At 66.6% G+C, this 21,320-nt stretch carries 21 protein-coding genes; 15 read left to right on the forward strand and 6 right to left on the reverse strand.

Features of this window, described 5'->3' with window-relative positions:
- The first annotated feature begins 91 nt into the window (after positions 1-91).
- The 3 genes from DIZ22_RS00360 to DIZ22_RS00370 are packed head-to-tail and all read left to right on the forward strand — an operon-like array spanning position 92 to position 3,694.
- Positions 92-1,936: a TonB-dependent receptor gene (locus tag DIZ22_RS00360; protein ID WP_122927853.1), complete on the forward strand. Its 1,845-nt coding sequence runs from the start codon at positions 92-94 to the stop codon at positions 1,934-1,936.
- Positions 1,923-2,927 carry an iron ABC transporter permease gene (locus DIZ22_RS00365; RefSeq protein ID WP_234415648.1) on the forward strand — a complete coding sequence of 335 codons (1,005 nt, stop codon included), beginning with the start codon at positions 1,923-1,925 and terminating at the stop codon, positions 2,925-2,927. The genes DIZ22_RS00360 and DIZ22_RS00365 overlap by 14 nt, the downstream gene beginning before the upstream one ends.
- Positions 2,921-3,694, forward strand: coding sequence for an ABC transporter ATP-binding protein (locus DIZ22_RS00370; protein WP_048938384.1), 774 nt, complete (start codon positions 2,921-2,923; stop codon positions 3,692-3,694). Before DIZ22_RS00365 ends, DIZ22_RS00370 begins: the two co-directional genes overlap by 7 nt.
- 37 nt (positions 3,695-3,731) lie before the next feature.
- Here the strand turns inward: DIZ22_RS00370 and DIZ22_RS00375 are convergent, their stop codons facing one another.
- Positions 3,732-4,892: a penicillin-binding protein activator gene (locus DIZ22_RS00375; RefSeq protein ID WP_199909726.1), complete on the reverse strand. Its 1,161-nt coding sequence runs from the start codon at positions 4,890-4,892 to the stop codon at positions 3,732-3,734.
- Between the two features lie 56 nt (positions 4,893-4,948).
- Here DIZ22_RS00375 and rsmI point away from each other — a divergent pair, with 56 nt between their 5' ends.
- From rsmI to DIZ22_RS00395, 4 genes are all read left to right on the forward strand, one after another.
- Entirely contained in the window at positions 4,949-5,806 is an 858-nt protein-coding gene (gene rsmI / locus DIZ22_RS00380; RefSeq protein WP_048938382.1) for a 16S rRNA (cytidine(1402)-2'-O)-methyltransferase, read from the forward strand.
- The gene (locus tag DIZ22_RS00385; protein ID WP_010336721.1) at positions 5,803-6,156 is read left to right on the forward strand and encodes a YraN family protein; all 354 of its coding nucleotides are present in this window, start codon (positions 5,803-5,805) and stop codon (positions 6,154-6,156) included. The genes rsmI and DIZ22_RS00385 overlap by 4 nt, the downstream gene beginning before the upstream one ends.
- Before the next feature lie 130 nt (positions 6,157-6,286).
- Complete coding sequence (gene gshB, locus DIZ22_RS00390; RefSeq protein ID WP_048938407.1) at positions 6,287-7,261, forward strand: glutathione synthase; 975 nt, start codon at positions 6,287-6,289, stop codon at positions 7,259-7,261.
- A gap of 141 nt (positions 7,262-7,402) precedes the next feature.
- A complete protein-coding gene (locus DIZ22_RS00395; RefSeq protein WP_004210450.1) occupies positions 7,403-8,002 on the forward strand; it encodes a DedA family protein in 600 nt (199 codons plus the stop codon).
- 6 nt (positions 8,003-8,008) lie between these two features.
- Here the strand turns inward: DIZ22_RS00395 and DIZ22_RS00400 are convergent, their stop codons facing one another.
- The 3 genes from DIZ22_RS00400 to DIZ22_RS00410 form a co-directional block, all read right to left on the reverse strand.
- A complete protein-coding gene (locus tag DIZ22_RS00400) occupies positions 8,009-8,302 on the reverse strand; it encodes a hypothetical protein (RefSeq protein ID WP_048938381.1) in 294 nt (97 codons plus the stop codon).
- A 74-nt stretch (positions 8,303-8,376) separates the two neighbouring features.
- Positions 8,377-9,267 carry a tyrosine recombinase XerC gene (locus tag DIZ22_RS00405; protein ID WP_048938380.1) on the reverse strand — a complete coding sequence of 297 codons (891 nt, stop codon included), beginning with the start codon at positions 9,265-9,267 and terminating at the stop codon, positions 8,377-8,379.
- Positions 9,268-9,472: 205 nt separating this feature from the next.
- Complete coding sequence (locus tag DIZ22_RS00410) at positions 9,473-9,763, reverse strand: GIY-YIG nuclease family protein (RefSeq protein WP_048938379.1); 291 nt, start codon at positions 9,761-9,763, stop codon at positions 9,473-9,475.
- Between the two features lie 111 nt (positions 9,764-9,874).
- On the opposite strand from DIZ22_RS00410, the gene DIZ22_RS00415 reads away from it, so the two are divergent.
- Genes DIZ22_RS00415 through DIZ22_RS00445 form a run of 7 tightly spaced genes read left to right on the forward strand, consistent with a single transcriptional unit; the run spans position 9,875 to position 17,620 of the window.
- Entirely contained in the window at positions 9,875-10,753 is an 879-nt protein-coding gene (locus tag DIZ22_RS00415) for an MBL fold metallo-hydrolase (RefSeq protein ID WP_048938378.1), read from the forward strand.
- On the forward strand, positions 10,738-11,451 hold the full coding sequence (locus tag DIZ22_RS00420; protein WP_048938377.1) for a DUF4230 domain-containing protein: 714 nt from the start codon (positions 10,738-10,740) through the stop codon (positions 11,449-11,451). Before DIZ22_RS00415 ends, DIZ22_RS00420 begins: the two co-directional genes overlap by 16 nt.
- A 44-nt stretch (positions 11,452-11,495) precedes the next feature.
- Positions 11,496-12,482, forward strand: a complete 987-nt coding sequence (nadA, locus tag DIZ22_RS00425; RefSeq protein ID WP_048938376.1) for a quinolinate synthase NadA — start codon at positions 11,496-11,498, stop codon at positions 12,480-12,482.
- A 24-nt stretch (positions 12,483-12,506) separates the two neighbouring features.
- On the forward strand, positions 12,507-13,910 hold the full coding sequence (locus DIZ22_RS00430) for a phospholipase D-like domain-containing protein (protein WP_048938375.1): 1,404 nt from the start codon (positions 12,507-12,509) through the stop codon (positions 13,908-13,910).
- A 32-nt stretch (positions 13,911-13,942) separates the two neighbouring features.
- Positions 13,943-16,069, forward strand: a complete 2,127-nt coding sequence (locus DIZ22_RS00435) for a prolyl oligopeptidase family serine peptidase (RefSeq protein ID WP_048938374.1) — start codon at positions 13,943-13,945, stop codon at positions 16,067-16,069.
- Positions 16,066-16,920, forward strand: coding sequence for a carboxylating nicotinate-nucleotide diphosphorylase (gene nadC, locus DIZ22_RS00440; protein ID WP_048938373.1), 855 nt, complete (start codon positions 16,066-16,068; stop codon positions 16,918-16,920). Before DIZ22_RS00435 ends, nadC begins: the two co-directional genes overlap by 4 nt.
- Positions 16,913-17,620, forward strand: a complete 708-nt coding sequence (locus DIZ22_RS00445; protein ID WP_048938372.1) for a ribonuclease T — start codon at positions 16,913-16,915, stop codon at positions 17,618-17,620. Before nadC ends, DIZ22_RS00445 begins: the two co-directional genes overlap by 8 nt.
- A 6-nt stretch (positions 17,621-17,626) precedes the next feature.
- Here DIZ22_RS00445 and DIZ22_RS00450 read toward each other — a convergent pair whose 3' ends face one another.
- Both DIZ22_RS00450 and DIZ22_RS00455 read right to left on the reverse strand, forming a co-directional pair.
- Positions 17,627-18,049, reverse strand: coding sequence for a DUF4112 domain-containing protein (locus DIZ22_RS00450; RefSeq protein WP_010336734.1), 423 nt, complete (start codon positions 18,047-18,049; stop codon positions 17,627-17,629).
- A gap of 65 nt (positions 18,050-18,114) precedes the next feature.
- The gene (locus DIZ22_RS00455) at positions 18,115-19,623 is read right to left on the reverse strand and encodes an ABC transporter substrate-binding protein (RefSeq protein WP_048938371.1); all 1,509 of its coding nucleotides are present in this window, start codon (positions 19,621-19,623) and stop codon (positions 18,115-18,117) included.
- A gap of 246 nt (positions 19,624-19,869) precedes the next feature.
- Here DIZ22_RS00455 and DIZ22_RS00460 point away from each other — a divergent pair, with 246 nt between their 5' ends.
- On the forward strand, positions 19,870-21,309 hold the full coding sequence (locus DIZ22_RS00460; protein WP_048938370.1) for a porin: 1,440 nt from the start codon (positions 19,870-19,872) through the stop codon (positions 21,307-21,309).
- Positions 21,310-21,320: the final 11 nt, after the last annotated feature.

Consider the following 21,320-nt stretch of genomic DNA (forward strand, 5'->3'; position numbering starts at 1 on the left):
GGCGGGGCGCTGGCGTCTTCCCGATCCTCACGCAGCGACCGCATGTGCGGACGCCCCGGTTCCAAATCGACGGACGCCGGGGGACGATAAAATGAAGATGTTGGGGATTTCGCTCATCGCGCTGCTGGCCGCTACGCCGGCACTGGCCCAGGATGACGATATCGTCGTCACCGCTTCGGGCATCGCACAGCCGCGCGACGAGGTCGGCCAGGCGATCACGGTGATCGATGCCGACACGATCAGGACGCGCCAGGCGGTCGATGTCGTCGACCTGCTCGCCACCACGCCGGGCGTCCGCTTCAGCCGCAACGGTTCCACCGGCGGCGTGACCGGCGTGTCGCTGCGCGGCGCGGAGACGACCCAGACGCTGGTGCTGATCGACGGGGTCAAGGTCAACGACCCGAGCGGCATCGGCGACGGCTATGATTTCGGCCATCTGTTGACCGGCAATATCCGCCGGATCGAAGTGCTGCGCGGCTCCAACTCGGTGGTCTATGGCAGCCAGGCGATCGGCGGCGTGGTCAATGTGATGACCGGCGCGCCCAGCGAGGGTTTCGAGGTTAACGCCTCGGCCGATTATGGCTATAGCGATACGCTGAACGCCAAGGCCGATGTGTCGGGCACGCATGGCGCGGTGTCGGGCGGCGTCGGCGTCGCCTATTTCAACACCGACGGCATTTCCTCGGTCGGCCGGTCGTTCGGCGGCGTGGAGAAGGATGGCTATGAGAATATCGCCACCAACGCCAAGCTGAAGATCGCTTTCACCGACAGCCTCAGCCTCGACCTGCGCGGCTATTATATCCATGCCGATCTCGACTATGACAGCTTCTTCGGCGCGCCGGCCGACAGCAGCGACGTCAGCAAGCTGGACCAATATGTCGGCTATGCCGGGATCAACCTGGCGCTGCTCGACGGCAAGCTGACCAACCGCGCCGCCGTTACCTGGATGCGCAACGACCGCGACTATTATTTCGTGCGCGGCACCGACCCGGATTATGGCTATTCGGGCACCAATCTGCGCTTCGAATATGAGGGCGTCTATGCCCCGGTGGATCAGGCCAAGCTGATCTTCGGCTATGAGCATGAGCGGCCGGACTATGAGTATTTCGGCTTTGGCGACATAGCGAGTGCGAAGGCGAACATCGACAGCGTCTATGCGCTGGCGGTGGTGAAGCCGCTTGCCGGCCTCGCCGTCACGGGCGGGCTGCGCCATGACGATCATAGCCAGTTCGACGGCGCGACCACCTTTGGTGCCAACGCCAATTACACGCCGAACGCGGGCGCCACCAATATCCGCCTCTCCTATGGCGAAGGGTTCAAGGCGCCGTCGCTCTATCAGCTCTACGACACCTATAGCGGCAACAGCGCGCTGCGGCCGGAGCGGTCGAAAAGCTATGATATCGGCTTCGACCAGAGCCTGGACGGGGACAAGGCGGTGCTGTCGCTGACCGCCTTCCGGCGCGATACTCGCAACCAGATCAACTATGATTATGCGACCTACACCTATGGCAATCTAGACCGGACCCGCGCCAAGGGCGTGGAAGCGACGCTGACGCTGAAGCCGGTCGAGGCGCTGACGGTGGCGGCCTCCTACTCCTATGTCGATGCGCGCGACCGGTCGGGCGGGGGCACCGACGGCAATCGCCTGCCGCGCCGCGCCGCCAATGCGGTCAGTGTGTCGGCCGACTATCTCTGGTCCTTCGGCCTGTCGACCGGCGCGACGCTGACCATGGTCGGCGACAGCTATGACGACACGGCCAACACGCGCCGGCTCGACGGCTATGCGCTGGCCGGGCTGCGCGCGTCCCTCCCCGTGGGCGACCATCTCGAAGTCTATGGCCGGATCGACAATCTGTTCGATGCGGATTACGCCACGGCCTATGGCTATGGCACCTATGGCCGGTCGGCCTATGGCGGCGTGCGTGTCCGCTTCTAAGGGGCGGCGGCATCCCCTGTTGCTGCCGGGGCTGATCGCCCTGCTGCTGGTCGCGGCCATCGCATCGGTCGCGCTGGGATCGGTGACGATTGCGCCGGGCCGCATCCTGACGGTGCTGGCGGGCGGCGGCGACATGGTGGCGCGGGCGATCGTCATCGACCTGCGCCTGCCGCGCATGGCGATCGGCCTGCTGGTCGGCGCCATGCTGGGCCTGTCGGGCGCGGCCCTGCAGGGTTATCTGCGTAATCCTCTGGCGGAGCCCGCCGTGCTGGGCGTGTCCAATGCGGCGGCGCTGGGTGCGGTGATCGCGCTTTATTTCGGCCTGTCCGAACTGCACCCGATGGCGTTGCCGCTGCTGGCGATCGTCACCGCGCTGGCGGCGATCGGCGCGCTGTTCCTGCTTGCCGGGCCGTCGGAAAGCCCGTTGACGCTGATCCTGGCCGGGATCGCGGTCGCAACGCTGGCGGGGGCGGGGATCAGCCTGGCGCTCAACCTGTCGCCCAATCCCTTTGCCGCGATGGAGATTATGAGCTGGCTGATGGGGAGCTTGGAAAATCGCAGCATCGACCATCTGCTGCTGGCGCTGCCCTGCATCGCGGTTGGCGCGGCGCTGCTGCTTTATGACGGACGCGCGCTCGACGCGCTGACCCTGGGCGAGGATGGCGCGCGGGCGCTGGGCGTCGACCTGTCGCGGGCGCGGCTTCGGCTGATGGCGGGGGTGGCAATCGGTGTCGGCGGCGCGGTGGCGGTGACCGGATCGATCGGCTTCGTCGGCCTGATCGTGCCGCATCTGGTGCGACCGCTGACCGATCGCTCGCCTTCCGCGCTGCTGTTGCCGTCCATGCTGGGCGGCGCGGTGCTGCTGACCCTGGCCGATATCGGCGTGCGCATCATCCCGACCAGCAGCGAGCTGAAACTGGGCGTGCTGACCGCGATCCTTGGTGTGCCGGTCTTCCTCATTCACCTGATGCGGGAGCGGCGGCTATGGTGACCCTGTCGACCGAGCAACTGGACGTCCGGCTGGGTCGCCATCTGGCGGTGCGTGGCGTCCATCTGACCATGGCGCCGGGCCAGTTGATCGGAGTGATCGGCCCCAATGGCGCGGGCAAGTCGACCCTGGTGCGGGCGCTGCTGGGGCTGGTGAAGCCGGCCGCCGGCCGCGCGCTGCTGGACGGGGCGCCGGTCGAGCGGATGTCGCGCCAGGCGGTCGCGCGGTCCATCGCCTATCTGCCGCAGGGCCAGACATTGCACTGGCCCTTGGCAGTCGAGCGGCTGGTGGCGCTGGGCCGATTGCCGCATCTGGGGCCTTTGTCGCGCCTGACCGCCGACGATGAGGCGGCGATCGAGGATGCCATGGTCCGCGCCGATGTCGCCGGCTTCAAGGGGCGGATCGCGACCGAGCTGTCGGGCGGCGAGCGGGCGCGGGTGCTGCTCGCGCGGGCGCTGGCGGTGGGCGCGCCGGCGCTGATCGCCGACGAGCCGCTCGCCGCGCTCGACCCCGGCCACCAGATCGATGTGATGGCCTTGTTGCGGGCGCAGGCGCAGGGCGGGGCGCTGGTCGTCACCGTGCTCCACGACCTCGCCATGGCGGCGCGCTATTGCGATCGGCTGCTGCTGATGGATGGCGGCGCGCTGGTGGCGGACGGCGCGCCGATGGAAGTGCTGACGCCGGAGCGGCTGGCATCCGTCTATGGCGTCGCCGCGCGGATCGACGTCAGCGACGGCCTGCCGCTGATCGTGCCGACGGCGCGGGTCTGATCCGTAACGAAAAAGGGGGCCTTCCGGCCCCCTTTGCTTAATTGCCGAAGCCGCGCGGGGCGGGATCGACCACGCTGATCGTGCCGGCGCCGACCTCGCTCACTTCCAGTGCGCGTTCGGCGATGCCGTTGCGGTTGAAGCGGAAGGCGCCGTCGATGCCGGCAAAGCCGCCCGGATCGCGCAGGCGCGCTGTGGGGAAGGGCGAACCCGGCTTCCAGTCCTGGGCGATCCGCACCGTCAGCAACACCGCGTCATAGCCCATCGAGGACAGGCGGAAGGGCGCGCTGCCGTAACGGGTGCGATATTTGGTCGCGAGCTGGCGATAAAGGCTGTCCGACACGCTGGCATACCAGGCGCCGCGCAGCACGGGGCTGGCGGCCAGCGATTCTTCGGTATTCCAGATTTCGGTGCCGAGCAGGCGGGCATTGGCGCCGCCATTCTTGCGCACGATCGGCGCGACCTGCAGCGCGACCCGGCCGCTGTCGGCGATCAGCAGCGCGTCATAGCTGGACGAGGCCTGCAATTTCTTGACCGCAGCGGTGATCGAGGCGGGGGTGCGGTCGAAGGTCTGCATCGACACGACCGTGCCGCCGGCCTGTTCGACCGCGCGCAACAGCGCATTGCCGGCGCGCTCGCCATAGGTGCCACGCGGCACCAGCGCACCGAAATTGGACAGGCCCTTTTGACGGGCGAAGCCGATCACCCGTTCGATCGACTGGTTGGGGGTATAGCCCATCAGGAAGATGTTGCTGCCCGCGACGCTGGTGTCGTTGGAGAAGCTGATGACTGGCACATTGGCCTTGGCCGCGATCGGCCCGATGATGCGAGCGTCATCCGCCAGCAATGGTCCCAGGATCAGGCGGTTGCCGTCGGCCAGCGCCCGGTTGGCGGCGGCTGCCGCGCCGGTGGCGGTGTCATAGGTGGTGATGCGGACCTTGTCGGTCTTGATGTCCATCAGCGCCAGGGTGGTGGCGTTGGCGATCGACTGGCCGACACCGGCATTGGGGCCGCTGGTCGGGACCAGCAGTGCGACGCGGTGGCGCGCAGTGTCGGTCGGCAGGCCCTGGGTCACTTCCGGGCCGGTCGGCTTGGCGGGACCGGTGGGCTGGGCAGGGCCGGGGCCCTTGGGCACGATCGACTGACAGGCGGCAAGCATGATGGTGCTGGCAACGAACAGCAATCGCGCGCTGCGCTTCATCGCCGCGAACATGTTCGCTTGCCGGGGGGCATCCGTCTCTGTCATCTGGGATCCTTATGGAAACTATATTGGCATCCGGGCTTGAGCCCGGGCTTTACATCGTGGCGGGGCCGATCGGCAACCTTGGAGACCTTACGCCGCGCGCGGCCGAAGTCCTGCGGTTGGCCGACGTGGTCGCCGTGGAAGATACACGGGTCAGCGCAAGGCTGCTGCGCCATGCGGGGTCGGATCGACCGATGATTCCCTATCATGACCATAGCGCCGAAAATGTGCGGCAACGGCTGATCGAGCGGATGGCGAGCGAATCGGTGGCGCTGCTGTCGGACGCGGGGACGCCGCTGATTTCCGATCCGGGCTACAAGCTGGTGCGCGATGCGCGGGCGGCGGGGCGCAAGATCACGACCCTGCCGGGGCCGAGCGCGGCGATCGCGGCGCTGACCCTGTCGGGCCTGCCGACCGACCGGTTCCTGTTCATGGGCTTCCTGCCGAACAAGGCGAAGGCGCGCGGCGACGTGCTGGCCGAGGTGGTGGCATTGCGCGCGACCCTGGTCTTCTACGAAAGCGGGCCGCGCCTGTCGGATAGTCTGGCGGCGATGGCGGCGGCGCTGGGCGATCGCGAGGCGGCGGTCAGTCGCGAGATCAGCAAGACGTTCGAGGAGACGGCGACCGGCACACTGACCGCGCTGTCCGCTCGCTATGCCGATGCCCCGCCCAAGGGCGAGATCGTCGTCATCGTCGGCCCGCCCGGCGAGGCACCCCCGGCCAGCGCCGAGGATGCCGACGCGGCGCTGCGGGAGGCGCTGACCCGGCTGCCGGTGTCGAAGGCGGCGGGCGAGGTGGCCAAGAAGCTGGGGCTCGACCGGCGGACGCTCTATGACCGGGCGAATGAGCTGAAAGGGGAACGCGAGGCGTGAACCGCCAGCAGGCGGAGAAGCGCGGCCGGCAGGCCGAACGCATCGCTGCCTGGTGGCTGCGCCTCAAGGGCTGGCAGATTATCGGCCAGCGCCTGCGCACGCCCGCGGGCGAGGTCGACCTGGTCGCGCGCAAGGGCGCGATGCTGGCCTTTGTCGAGGTGAAGAGCCGCGCCACCGATGCCGAGCTGGACGTCGCGATCGACCAACGCCGACTGGCACGGGTGGCGGCGAGCGCCGAAATATTATGGCATCAGCTGGCAAGACCCGGAGACGACATGCGAATTGACGTCATCCTCCTTGCGCCGGGCCGCCCGCCACGCCATCTGGCCAATGTCTGGCATGGGGGGTGAAGGCTCTCCATTCCGTTCGGGCTGAGCGAAGTCGAAGCCCGCGCCTGAGCGCCAGCGAAGGCAAGTCACCTCGCTAACGCTCGGCGGAGCCCTTCGACTTCGCTCAGGGCGAACGGTAAAAGGAATGAAGATGACCGAACTCAACCCCCTGACCGTCGCCATGCAGATGGACCCGATGGAAGGGATCAGGATCGCCGGCGATTCGACCTTCCACATCATGCTGGCGGCGCAGGCGCGGGGGCATAAGCTCTATCATTATCTGGCGCCGGACCTCACCTATCGCGACGGCCGGGTCCTGGCCAAGGCGCGGCCGGTGAAGGTGCAGAAGGTCGAGGGCGATCATTATGCGCTGGGCGAGCCGGAGATGCTGGACCTGGGCCGCGATGTCGATGTCGTGTGGATGCGGCAGGACCCGCCCTTTGACCTGAGCTACATCACCGCCACCCATTTGCTGGAGCGGGTGCAGGAGGAGACTCTGGTGGTGAACGACCCTGCCAGCGTCCGCAATGCGCCCGAAAAGCTGTTCGTGCTCGATTATGCCCGCTTCATGCCGCCGACGATGATCACGCGCGACCTGGCCGAGGTGAAGAGCTTCCTGGCCGAGCATGGCGAGATCGTGGTGAAGCCGCTTTATGGCAATGGCGGGGTTGCAGTGTTCCATGTCGGCAGCAATGGCGCGAACCTGTCGTCGCTGGTGGAACTGTTCAAGGCCTCGTGGGTCGAACCCTTCATGGTCCAGGCCTTCATCCCCGGCGTCGCGCAGGGCGACAAGCGCATCGTGCTGGTCGATGGCGAGGTCGCGGGTGCGGTCAATCGCATTCCGGGTGCGGGCGAAATCCGCTCCAACCTGGCGGTCGGCGGATCGGCCGCCAAGACGGTGCTTACTGATCGCGAGCGGGAAATCTGCGAGGCGATGGGTCCGGAATTGAAGCGTCGCGGCCTGCTGTTCGTCGGCATCGACGTGATCGGTGGCGAATGGCTGACCGAGATCAACGTGACGTCGCCCACCGGCATCGTGTCGATCGACGCGTTCGACGGCACCGACACCGGCGGCCTGATCTGGGACGCGATCGACGCGCGCCTGGCGGCACGGGCGGCGGCCTGACGGATGTGCGCCATTCCTCCGTTCGTCCTGAGTAGCCATTGAGCATGTCGAAATGGCGTATCGAAGGATGTTGCACGCGATGCTTCGATACGAGGCTTCGACTTCGCTCAGCCTCTACTCAGCACGAACGGACATAGGGGCATGACCGACTGGGTGCTGCGGCTGATCGATGCGGGGGGCTATTGGGGGATCTTCCTGCTGATGATCCTTGAAAATGTGTTTCCGCCGATCCCATCCGAACTGATCATGGGGATTGGCGGCATCCGCGTCGGCCAGGGGCGGATGGCGATGGAATGGCTGCTGCTGGCGGGCACGCTGGGCACCACGATCGGCAATTATTTCTGGTATCTGGTCGGCCATATATTGGGCTTTGGCCGGTTGAAGCCGCTGGTCGATCGCTTCGGCCGCTGGGCGACGCTGGAATGGCGCGATGTCGAGGCGCTGGACCGGCTGTTCGGCAAATATGGCCAGATCGTCGTCTTCGTCTTCCGCTTCATGCCGGCCTTCCGCACGATGATCTCGCTGCCCGCCGGCCTGTTCCGCATGGGGCATGTCCGTTTCCTGATCTGGACTGCCGGCGGCGCGCTGGTGTGGAATCTGGTGCTGGCCTATGCCGGCTTCCTGCTCGGCCAGAATTTCCGCGACATCGACAAATATGTCGGGCCGGTGGCGACCGCCTGCGTGGTCGGCGCGGTGCTGCTCTATCTCTGGCGATTGGCGACCTGGCGGCCCAAGGGATAAGCCTGGTTAGAAGGGCAATTTGATGCCCACCATTACCCGCTGCGAGGTGGTGCCGTCGCCCATGCCCTGGCTCTCGACATGGACATTGCCCTTCACCTTGCCGAACAGGGTGGTTTCGGCGCGGCCGAGCGGTGGCTCGTCGCTGGTGGCGGCGACCTCGCGGTCGATCCGCTCGTCGCGGCGGCGGCCGGTGACGACGATGGCGTTGGGATTGGGCGCGGGCTGCACCTTCTGAAGGTCGAAATCGGGCGGGATGTCGGTGCCGCCAACGCTTTGCAGGGCCATCAACAGACGCAGCATCCAGGGGTTCCTCCGGTCGCAACGGGGATCTGCCAGCGAGGCTGACGCAGGATTACGGCGAATCCATGGCCGTTTCAGGCGCGGGGATGGGCGGCGCGATAGACGTCGAGCAGATGGGCGGCATCGACCTGGGTATAGACCTGGGTCGAGGTCAGGCTGGCATGGCCGAGCAGTTCCTGCAAGCTGCGCAGGTCCGCGCCCCGGCCGAGCAGATGGGTCGCGAAACTGTGGCGCAGCGCATGGGGCGTGGTCCGGTCCGACAGGCCGAGGCGCCCGCGCGCACCCTGCACCGACCGGCGGATGAGCGCGGCCGAGAGTGGGCCGCCGCGCGCGCCCCGGAACAGCGGCTGGTCGCGTTCCGGCGACCAGGGGCATTGGTCGGCATAGGCCTCGATCGCGGAACGGACCTGCGGCAGCAGTGGCACCAGCCGCGTCTTGCCGCGCTTGCCGGTGACGCGCAGCGTATCGCCCAGCGGCATGACGTCGCCCATCAGCCCCATCGCCTCGCCAATGCGCAGGCCCGCGCCATAAAGCAGCAGCAGCACCGCCCAGTCGCGCGCGCCGATCCAGTCCTCGCGCGCGCCCTCGGCAATGTCGCCAGCGAGCGCCAGTGCTTCGTCGGGGGAGATGGGGCGGGGCAGGCCGCGCTTGACCCGTGGCCCCTTGAGCTGGGGGATGCGGGCCTCCGCGCCGCCGACAAATTTCAGGAAGCCGCGCACCGCCGACAATTCGCGCGCGGCGGAGATATTGCCGATGCCGTCGACCCGGCGGCTGGCGAGATAGGCGCGCAGGTCCGCCTGCTCCAGCCGGGCGAGGCTGGCGGCGGTCACGGCCTGTCCCTGATGCTCGGCGAGGAAGGCGACCAGCCGCTCGGCGGTGGCGACATAGGCCCGCACCGTATGGGTGGATCGCCGCCGGTCGAGGCTGAGATGCTGGCGCCAGCGTTCTGGGAGGGCGGGGGTCATGTTGGAAATGCCGCGCTTAACTTCGCATATTTCCCGCACATTTTGATAATATGAAACAAGAGTTGGAAATCTTGTTGCGTGGAGCGGGGGATGCGGGGAGGGGCTGCGTGGCGCATGGCGGCAGCCTAGCAGAGGGGGGCGATGTAGGACAGGTAGCGCTCTCCTCCCTGATCGTCACCCCAGCTAAGGCTGGGGTCTGTCGCCTTCAGGCGATATGGTCGAAGAGATCATCCCAGTCCGGGTTGGCCTGTTCGATCAGGCGGATTTTCCAATCGCGCTTCCAGGCCTTGAGCGTTTTCTCCCGACTGATCGCCAGCAGGATATCCGTGTGATGTTCGACGAGGACCAGACGTGTCAGCCCATATTTGCGGCAGAAAATCGATCCGGTGCCGCGCCGATGCTGATCGATGCGTGCTGCGAGATCGGTGGTGACGCCGATATAGAGGACGCCGCCCGGCTTGTTGGTCATGATGTAGGTATAGCCGCCCTGCGCCATCCGGCGATGCTACATATAAAGGCCTGAGATGCCAGCTTTCGCTGGCATGACGTATATTCTGGAATGGCAGCGTGCCCTTGAAATCCGCCGGGAAATGGGCACATGGGGGCCATGGCTACCCCGTTCGATCCGGCCGATTTGCCGACCGGCATCCTGATGACGCTGTCGCCGCTGGTGGCGCGCGTGCTGGCGCCCAATCCGTCGCCCTTCACCTATACCGGCACCCAGACCTATCTGGTCGGCGGCGCGGATGTGGCGGTGATCGATCCGGGGCCGGACGAGGCCGAGCATCTCGACGCGCTGATCGCCGCGATCGGCGGGCGGCGCGTGGTGGCGATCCTGTGCACCCATACCCATCGCGACCATAGTCCGGCGGCCCGGCCGCTGAGCGCGCTGACCGGGGCGCCGATCATCGGCTGTGCGCCGCTGACGCTGAGCGACGACGGGCCGCGCGCGGATGCGGCATTCGACGCGGACTATCGGCCCGACCGGGTGCTGGGCGATGGCGAAGTGGTGGCCGGCACCGGCTGGACGCTGGAGGCGGTGGCGACGCCGGGCCATACCTCCAACCATCTCTGCTTTGCGCTGGCGCAGGACAAGGCGCTGTTCACCGGCGACCATGTGATGGGCTGGTCGACCAGCGTCATTTCCCCGCCCGATGGCGACATGACTGCCTATATGCGCTCGATGCAGCGGCTGCTGGAGCGGGACGATATCGTCTATTATCCGGCCCATGGCGAGCCGGTGGAAAATCCGCAGCGGCTGGTGCGCGGCATGATGGGCCATCGCAAGCAGCGCGAGGGCCAGATCATGCGCTTCCTGGAGCGCAATGGCGACAGCGCCATCCCCGACATGGTGGCGGAAATGTACAAGGGCGTGGACCCGCGCCTCTACGGGGCGGCCGGGCGATCGGTGCTGGCACATCTGATCGACCTCAATGGCCGGGGCATGGCTGCGCCGCTGGAGGATGGTCGATGGCAGATGCGCTGAAGCGCTATGCCGGGCCGGTCGCGGTCGCGCTGCTGATCCTGATCGTCGGCGGGGCGATGCTGGTCGGATGGCAACGCTATAATCGCGATTATGTGGTGAGCGTCGAGGATGACGGGACGGTGGTGACCAAGGTCATTGCCGAAAGGATCGCCGGTACCAGCAGCCTGAAGGTTTCCGAACTCAGCGGCACGATCCAGAGCAGCGCGCGCGATGTGCGCGGCTTTGGCTGGCTGAAGTCCGACCAGGTGGTGAAGATGCCCTTTTCGGTCGATTATTTCGTCAATGTCGGTGCGATCGGCGCGGATGACCTGGAATGGGATGCGGAGCGCCGCACCTTGATCGTCAACGCGCCCGATGTCACCGTCGGCAAGCCCAATGTGGACGAGAGCCAGCGCACTCTGGTGCGCACCAGCGGCCTGTTCGTGACGCGCGAGGCGGGCGAGGAACTGAGCCGGCGCACGTCCGCCTATGCCCAGGCGCGGGCCGCCAAATCGGCCGGGTCGCCCGAGCGGATGGCGCAGGCGCGCGAATATGGCCGGGCCGCGCTGGTGAAGCTGATGGCCGCGCCGCTGGCAGCGGCCGGGCAGGGCGATGCGCGGGTGATCGTCACCTTCCCGGCGGAACGGCCCAATCGCGAGCAATGGGACGTCACGACGCCGATCAACGAGGTACTGGCAAACAAGCGCCCACAACGCTAGGGCGCGTGCCAAGACCCCGCAAAGGGACCGAGGAGTCACAGGGTATGAACGCTTTCACCGATATTCCGCAGGGGACGGACCTGCGCGCGGAGATCGACCGCCTGCGCAAGGAGCGCAACGCTGTCATCCTGGGCCATTATTACCAGTCGCCCGAAATTCAGGATCTGTCCGATTTCGTTGGTGACAGCCTGGAACTGTCGCGCAAGGCGGCCGAGACCGACGCCGATGTCATCGCCTTTTGCGGCGTGCGCTTCATGGCGGAGACGGCCAAGATCCTGTCGCCGCAGAAGATCGTCGTGCTGCCCGACATGGACGCCGGCTGCAGCCTGGAGGATAGCTGCCCGCCCGCCCAGTTCAAGGCGTTCCGCGAGGCGCATCCCGATCATATTGCGCTGAGCTACATCAACTGTTCGGCCGAGGTGAAGGCGCTGTCCGACATCATCGTGACATCGTCGTCGGCCGAGAAGATCCTGGCGCAGATCCCCAAGGAGCAGAAGATCATCTTCGGCCCCGACAAGCATCTGGGCGGCTATCTCAAGCGCAAGCTGGGCCGCGACATGCTGCTGTGGCCGGGCGTGTGCATCGTGCATGAGGCGTTCAGCGAGACCGAATTGCTGAAGCTCAAGGCCCAGCATCCGCAGGCGCCGGTCGCCGCGCATCCCGAATGCCCGCCCTATATCGTCGACCATGCCGATTATGTCGGGTCGACCAGCGGCATCCTGGACTTTGCCAAGACGATGCCGGGCGACACGCTGATCGTCGCCACCGAACCGCATATCATCCACCAGATGCAAAAAAGCGTGCCGGACAAGAATTTCATCGGCGCGCCGGGCGCGGACGGCAACTGCAACTGCAATATCTGTCCCTATATGGCGCTCAACACGATGGAGAAGCTCTATCTGTCGCTGCGCGACCTGAGCCCGCGCATCGAGATGGACGAGACGCTGCGCGTCGCCGCCAAGAAGAGCCTGGACCGGATGTTGGAAATGGCCAGCGGCACGGTCGGTCAGGGCGATCTGGGCGCTCGCTGAGCATAGACGGGGGAGGTCGGTCACATGGTCAACCTCCCCGACAGCGAACTGGGCCTGGCCTATTATGCGCTGGAATGGGCGATCCGCATCGGCGCGCTGATCGCCGTGCCCTTTCGTCGATCGCCGGCCGCGACGCGGGCGTGGCTGCTGCTGATCTTCTTCCTGCCGGTGCCGGGACTGCTCTTGTTCTGGACGATCGGCAGCCCGCGTTTCCCCGAATGGCGGCGCGATCGCTTTGGCGAGCTTGATCCCTGGTTCGGCGGCATTGCGGCGCGGCTTGCGCCCCATGCGCCGCCGCCCGATCCGATCGTCGACCTGGCCGCGAAGCTGGGCAAGATGCCGGCGACCGGCGGCAACCGGGTCGATCTGATCTTCGACTATATCGTCGCGATCGATCGGCTGGTGGCGGACATCAATGCCGCGCAGCACAGCATCCGCATCCTCGTCTATATCTTCGCCGATGATGCGGTAGGACAGCGCGTGGCCGATGCGCTGGGCGCGGCGGTGAAGCGCGGCGTCACCGTGCAGGTCATGTATGATCCGGTCGGATCGCGTCCCTGGCGCAAGGGGATGGAAGCGATGCTGACGGCGGCGGGGGTGGAGCTGTGCGCCGCTTTGCCGTTCCGCTGGATCCGCGGGCGGACAAGGCGCGACATGCGCAACCATCGCAAGCTGTTCGTGATCGACGGGACGATCGGCCATGTCGGATCGCAGAATATCGTCGCGCGCGACTTCAAGCCCGGCATCGTCAACCAGGAACTGGTGGCGCGGGTGACCGGGCCGGTGGTGGCGGAGCTGGAGGCGCTGGTGCGGGCCGACTGGTATATGGAGACGCACCAGTTGCCCGAAGGGCCGGTGACCATTCCCGAACCGGCCGGCGACGCGGTGGCGCAATTGCTGCCGAGCGGGTCCAACTATCCGCTGGAAGGGTTCAAGACGCTGCTGGTGTGGCAACTGCATCAGGCGTGCAGCCATGTGATGCTGGTGACGCCCTATTTCATCCCCGACGATGATCTGGTCGATGCGATGCGCACGGCGGTGCTGCGCGGCGTGACCGTCGATCTGATCGTGTCCAAGCCGGTCGACCAGTGGCTGGTCCATGCGGCGCAATCCTCTTATTATGCCGAGCTGATGGCGGCGGGCATCGGCATCCACGCCCATCGGCCCGAATTCGTCCACGCCAAGACCGTCAGCATCGACGGTCGGCTGGCGGTGGTCGGCTCCGCCAATGTCGACATGCGCAGTTTCGAGCTGAACGAGGAAGCCAGCCTGCTCCTCTATGACGCGGAAACGGTGGCGGCGGTGGAGGTGGTGCAGCGCCGTTTCATGGCGCGGGCGGAGACGCTGGACCGCGAAATATGGCGCGCCCGGCCGCTCTATCGCAAGGTTGCGGAAAATGTCGCGCGGATGGTCGGCTCGCTGTTGTAACGGCCCCGCATCATCGCCTATCGCATCGGGCCATGAGACATAAGCTGACGCTCCGTTCCGCCCTGATGGCGATCGCCATCGCTTCCGCTCCTGCCCTGATCGCCGCCGCGCCCGCCACGGGTGACGATCCCTATCTCTGGCTGGAGGATATCGAGGGCGCCAAGGCGATCGCGCAGGTCGAGCAGTGGAATGGCGAGACGGAAAAGCTGTTGCGGGCCAGCCCGCGGTTCGAGGCGGACCGGGCGCGGGCGCGCGCGATCCTGGACGATGAAAGCCAGATCGCGGTGCCGGACAAGGTGATGGGCGACCGGGTCACCAATTTGTGGCGCGACGCGAAGAACCCCCGCGGCCTGTGGCGGTCGAGCGACCTGGCATCCTATCTGGCCGGCAAGCCCAATTGGACGACGATCATCGACGTCGATGCGCTGGGCAAGGCCGAGGGCAAGAGCTGGGTCTGGCATGGCGCCGATTGCCTGGCGCCCGATTATGGTCGCTGCCTGATCTCGCTGAGCGCGGGCGGCACCGATGCCGATGTCGTGCGCGAATATGACCTCGCCACCGGCAAGTTCGTCGAGGGCGGCTTCACCCTGCCCGAAGCCAAGAGCGACGTCGCCTGGGCCGACAAGGACACGTTGCTGGTTGGCACCGATTATGGCGCGGGATCGCTGACCGCGTCGGGCTATCCGCGCATCGTCAAGCGCTGGAAGCGGGGCACGCCATTGTCGGCCGCAACTTTGGTCAAGGAAGGCGTCGACAGCGACATTTCGGTGCGGCCGCGCGTCGAGCAGGATGGCGACAAACGCTGGGTCTTCATCGACCGGGCGCTGACCTTCTACACCAACGACCTCTATATCGAGGGCGCGAACGGCCAGCTGATCCGCACACCGGTGCCCGATACGGCGGATTTCCGTGGCTTGATCGGCGGCCAGATGATCGTGCTGCTGAACAAGCCGCTGGGCGACATTCCGACCGGATCGCTGGTGTCCTGGCCGATCGCCGATGTGGCGGCGGGCAAGGCGGGGGCGCCGCAGGTCGTGCTGAAGCCGACCGCGACCTCCGTGGTCGAGGAAGTGCGCACCACCGACAATATCCTGTGGGTGAAGCAGCTCGACAATGTGTCGGGCGCGCTGCTGGCGATGACCCGCGACGCTGCCACCGGCCGCTGGACCAGCCGTTCGGTGCCGCTGGCGGACAAGGCGACGGTCCATCTGGTCGGCACCGACGACAAGGGCGACCGGGTCTTCGCTTCGGTCGAGGGGATGCTGACGCCGCCCAGCCTGATGGTGGCGGGAGCGCAGGGGGCGGCGCGCACGATCCAGCAATTGCCCGCGCGCTTCGACGCCAGCCAGTTCGTGGTGGAGCAGCGCTTCGCCACGTCGAAGGACGGGACGAAGATCCCCTATTTCCTGGCGCGCAAGAAGGGCGTGACGGGACCGGTGCCGGCGTTCATCCATGCCTATGGCGGGTTCCGTGCGGCGCAGACGCCGACCTACCTCACCACCGAACCCTATCGCGCCGGGCCGCTGGGCCTGTTCTGGGTCGAGGATGGCAATGCCTATGTCCTCGCCAATATCCGCGGCGGCGGCGAATATGGCCCGGCCTGGCATCAGGACGCGCTGCGCGAGAAGCGCCAGAATGCGTTCGACGATCTGGCGGCGGTGGCCGAGGATCTGGTCAAGACCGGCGTGTCGACCAAGGGCGATATCGGCATTTCCGGCCGCTCCAATGGCGGCGTGCTGGTCGGCGCGGCGATGACCCAGCGGCCCGACCTCTATGGCGCGGTGATCGCGGGATCGCCGCTGGAGGATATGAAGCGCTATTCGCATCTGTCGGCCGGCGCCTCGTGGGTGGCGGAATATGGCGATCCCGATGTGCCCTCCGACTGGGCGTTCATGTCCAAATGGTCGCCCTATCAGAATGTGAAGGCCGGGGCGCAGTATCCGCCCGCCTTCTTCTACCTGTCGACCAAGGATGACCGGGTGCATCCGGGCCATGCGCGCAAGATGGCGGCGAAGCTGAAGGCGACTGGCAGCACGGTCTATTATCATGAATATCGCGAGGGCGGCCATTCGGTCGGCGCCGACCATGCCGAGGATGCGGTGCGCGCGGCGCTGCTGCACGCCTTCCTGACCCGCGAACTGGTGGAGAAGAAGAAGTGAGCGCGGCTTTCACGCTGGAAGGGTTCGATCTCGACGCCTTTGTCGCTTCGACGCTGGCGGAAGATCTGGGGCCGGACGGCCGCGACGTCACCAGCGAGGCGGTGATCCCGGCCGATGCGATCTTCGACGGGGTGATGGACAGCCGCGACGCGGTGACGCTGGCCGGCCTGCCGATCGCGGTCGCCTTCTTCCGGACGCTCGATCCCGATGTCGAGATCGAGCTGCTGCACCAGGATGGCGACCGGGTGGCGGCGGGGACCGACATCATGCGCATCCGGGGCAAGGCCCGCGCGCTGCTGACGGCCGAGCGATCGGCGCTCAACACGGTGCAGCATCTGACCGGCATCGCCACCATGACCCGCGCCTATGTCGACGCGATCCTGGGCACGGGCGCGACCTTGCTGGATACACGCAAGACGATCCCCGGTCTGCGCCGGCTAGAGAAATATGCCACCCGCATGGGCGGCGCGACCAATCATCGCATGGGCCTGTGGGATGCGGCGATGATCAAGGATAATCATGTCGCGGTCGCCGGGTCGGTCGAGGAAGCGGCGCGCCGTGCGGTTGCCGCCGGCATCGCCCAGATCATCGTCGAGGTCGACCGGGTCGACCAGATCGAGCCGGCGCTGGCCGCCGGCGCTACCCATTTGCTGCTCGACAATATGGATGCAGCCACGCTGCGCGGCGCCGTCACCCTGGTCGGCGGGCGGGTGCCGACCGAAGCATCGGGCGGCGTCACGCTGGAGACGATCCGCGCCAAGGCGGACACCGGCGTCACCTATATCAGCGTCGGCCGCCTCACCCAATCTGCCCCTGCCGCCGACATCGGACTGGATTTTTCCCATGCGTAAATATCTGTTGCCCCTGATCGCCCTGCTGCTGCCCGGCATCGCCCATGCCCAGGCCAATCAGTGCCGCCTGCCCGAGATCATCGCCCGCCCGCAAGTGGAGGGGCCGAGCGCCGACGAACCCAAGCGCGTGCTGCCGATCGGCTATTACACGCTGGCCGTCAGCTGGAGCCCGCAATATTGTAAGACGTCGCGGGGCGGCGCCCGCGATGCGTTCCAGTGCGGGTCGGGCAATGATTTCGGTTTCACCCTGCATGGCCTGTGGCCCGACGGCTACGGCAAGGAATGGCCGCAATATTGCAAACCGGCCGCCCCATTGCCGCGCAAGGTGATCAGCGATCATCTCTGTTCGACGCCTTCGGTGCAGCTGATCCAGCATGAGTGGGTCAAGCATGGCACCTGCATGCCGACCACGCCGACCAAATTCTTCGCCCTGTCGCGCAAGCTCTATCAGGCGGTGCGTTTCCCCGACATGGATGCACTGGCACAGCGGCCGACCCTGTCGGCACAGGATTTCGCCAAGGCGTTCGCGGCACAGAACAAGGGCATGGTCGCCGATGGCATCCGCCTGAACGTCAGCCGCGACGGCGCGCTGAGCGAAGTGTGGATCTGCATGGACCGCAAATATCGCTACATGGCCTGTCCGCCGCAACAGGGCGGCGTGCGCGACCGGGCGCAACTGCGCATCGAGCCGCGTCGCTGACCGGGATTAACCGTCGATCGTCACCGTCGAGGGGTGGTGGCGATCGAGATGCTTGCGGATGATGCGCAGATTCTTCGTGTTCGACTTGTAGAGAAAGTCGAAGATATCGCCGGCAAAGGGGATGGCACCGACCAGCGTGTCGACGCCGACATTGGCGGCCATGCGGGTGAGCTGCCATTTCGACAGGCCGAGATTGCGGGCTTCCCACACAATCCAGGCGCCCATGGCGGCGGTCGCGATGTCGCCGACGACGGGGACGAGACCGATCAGGCTGTCCATGCCGACCCGGCGCTTCGTGCCGGGGATGACGAACAGCCCCTCCAGCACGGCCTCCATCATCTCGATCCGGCGACGGATCGAAGCGGGGTCGCGGCCGAAGCCGGGCATGTCACGAACAAGGTCATCGAACTGCTTGGCCGAAACGGGCATTCCATCACTCTCCAAAGCCCTGTGCGGCCGGATAACGTCCGGTGCGGCAAAAAGGGCGCAGACCCTTAGTTGGTGCTGCGGAAGAGATGGTTCAATGGGTGGCGGCCACGCGGCGAGGGCAGAAAGCCGCTGAGCCGTTTCGACACCAGCGACCAGCGGATCGGTGCGCCGAGCGGAATATAGCCATCATGGCCCTGAATCAGGCCCACCGCCTGGGCGACGCGGGCGGCGCGCTCCTCCGCCGTGCTGGCGAGGCTGGCGGCCTGCAGCGCGGCTTCGCCCTCCGGGCTGCAGTGAATCTTGCGGGCACAGCCGATGCGGCCGAGATACCAGAGCGCGCTGTCATAGGCGGCGACCTCGTCGATCAGGGACAGGTCCGCCTTGTCGGCCAGATCGACCCGCTCTGCGGCCAGGCCGATGGCGCCCAGATCGCGCGCCAACAGGCCGAACAACAGGGTCGAGCCGGGGCCGGCGGGCAGGGCGATGCGCAGCGGCGGCGGATCGCCATGGGTGCCACGCCAGCGGTCGATGATGGCGCGGCCCTGTGCGCGGCGATCATCCATCGCCTGCCCGACCCAGCCGGGCGTGGGCGGCGCCACCGGCAGGTCGAGCTGACCGGGCAGCAACTGCTCGCTGATCGCCCAGCCGCCCAGCGGGAACATCTGGAGCAGCTGGTTGCGATCGACCGCCATGTTGATCGCGGCGCGCACGCCGTCATCGTCGAGCAGATCGCCCTTGCCGGTGACGGCAAGGCCCAGCAGCCCCTGCACCGGGTCCATTCGCACGGCGTCACGATCGATGCCGGCGGGCACCAGCAGGGGCAGGTCGGCATAGCGGCCGCCCAGCACCAGCGCCGACTGTTTCTCGCGGAAGCGGATGATGGCGAGCGACGCGCGCTCGGCGCGCAGCACGCGGGTCTGCCAGGCGGGGACGCCGGCTTCCTCCTCATCGCTGTCGGCATCGTCGCCGCTGAGGCGATCGACCGGGGCGAGCATCGCCGCGCCGCTGCGCCAGACGCTGCGATAGGGGCCGGTGCCGCCGTCGCGCGACAACACCGCCATTTGCGGCTGGGCCAGCATCTGCAGCACATAGGGGCGGGCAGCGGCCATGCGAATCTCGATCACCTCGCCGGTCATCGGCACGACCGCCTGCACCGCGTCGAGCGGTCCGTCGGGGTCGAGCTGGCGCAGCATCTCGATCCGCGCCATCAGCATGCGGGCGACATCGGGCGCGGTGACGCGAGCGCCATTGGCCCAGAAGGCGCGGCGCAGGCGGAAAATATAGCTGCGCCCATCATCCTCCACCACCCAGCGCTGGGCGAGGGCCGGCAAGATGTCGCCGCCGGCATCGAAGGCGACCAGCCCCTGGGCGGTGGCCTCCAGGATCAGCTTGGCTGCCGGATTGGGCAGATTCTGCAAGGGCTTGGCAAGTTCGGTTCGGCTGCCGATGACGCTGACCACCACCGGGCCGCTGCCTTCGTCGGAGCAGCTGCCGAGCGCGAGGCCGAGGCTGGCCCCGGCGATCAGGGCGGCGCGGCGCGACAGGGCGCGCAGGCGGGGCGGGACGGCAAACATGCAGGAACGGGCTTAAAGCGTTTTCCAATCAGGTGGAATCACCTGATGACTCGGAAAAGGCGGGAAATCAAAAATATGGAGCAGCCGATCCGGCACGGCCGGATCGAAATCTGCTCCAGCCCGATGGGGCGCCGCCGCCAACCGCGATCGGCGCTTTTGCCGATGTCACAAAAGCGACATCTGAAAGACGCTGCGATGTAACATAAGATTCATACTGGCGTCCCCGAAACAGGGGAATGGACAGGAATGACGCTCCGATTGCGACTGGCCGCCGGCACCGCGCTGGCGACGCTGATGATCTCCACGCCGGCACAGGCGCAGGATAATGCGGCCTTGCAGCGCCAGATCGACGAACTCAAGGCGCAGGTGCAGGCGCTGACCGCCGCACTGGCCGCCAACAAGGGCACGCAGCCGGTGGCGGCCGCGCCGGTGCCCGCAGTGGACGCCGCTTCGCCGCCTGCTGCGCCCGTCGCTCTGGCCGCTGCGCCGGCCGCGCCGGCGGCCGTCCCGGTGTCGGCCGAGGCGCCCAAGTCCAAGGCCTGGTATGAGAAGCTGTCGCTGCGCGGCTATACCCAGATGCGCTACAACGCCTTCTTGTCGGGCGACGACACGGCGCCGACCGGCGAGTCCCGGCTCCGTTCGCCCCATGACAGTTCGATCTCGGATCGCGGCGGTTTTTCGCTGCGCCGGGCGCGGCTGGTGCTGCAGGGCGATGTGTCCGATCGGGTGTCGCTCTATCTCCAATCCGATTTCGCGTCGGCGGTGAACAACCAGGCGGGCAGCGAGCGGCGCGAGGGCTTCGTCCAGCTGCGCGATGCCTATGCCGATGTCTACCTCGACAAGGACAAGAATTGGCGTGTGCGCTTAGGTCAGTCGAAAGTGCCGTTCGGCTGGGAGAATATGCAGTCCTCGTCCAACCGGCTGACGCTCGACCGCAGCGACGCGATCAACAGCGCGGTGCCGAGCGAGCGCGACCTGGGCATTGTCGGCTATTATACGCCGACATCGGTGCAGCAGATCTGGGACCGGCTGGGGCATGACGGGCAGAAGCTGTTCGGCAATTATGGCGCCTTTGGCCTTGGCGTCTTCAACGGGCAGGGCACCAACCGGACCGAGCAGAATCGCGGGCTGATGAAGGTGGCGTTCGCGACCTGGCCGTTCGAGCTGGATGGGCTGGGCGATGCCTTTGAGGGCCAGGTGCTGGAAATCGGCGGATCGGCAATGATGAACGATGTGCAGCCCGAACTGCGCAGCGGCGGCGTCAGCACGATTGCCTATGACGATGATCGTGTCGGCCTGCACGCCATTCTCTATCCCCAGCCCTTCGGCATCCAGGCCGAATGGAATTGGGGCAAGGGGCCGGAATATGACCTGGACAGCCAGTCGATCGAGACCAAGAATCTGAGCGGCGGCTATGTCCAGATGATGTATCGCCTGCCGACCGAGACGATCGGCGCGCTGATGCCCTATGCCCGCTGGCAGCATTATCGCGGCGGATGGAAGGCCGGCACCAACGCGCCGCGGCTGGAAACCGACGAATTCGAACTGGGTGTGGAATGGCAGCCGTGGAAGGCGCTGGAATTCACCTTCGCCTATGCCCGGATGAAGCGCGCCGAAGCCGACGAACGGCGCACCGGCCGGGCGGAAGGCAATCTGATCCGCACCCAGGTGCAGTGGAACTACTGACCGGGCATGCC

This window comes from Sphingobium sp. LF-16, from assembly GCF_003711185.1.
GTDB lineage: Bacteria > Pseudomonadota > Alphaproteobacteria > Sphingomonadales > Sphingomonadaceae > Sphingobium > Sphingobium yanoikuyae_A.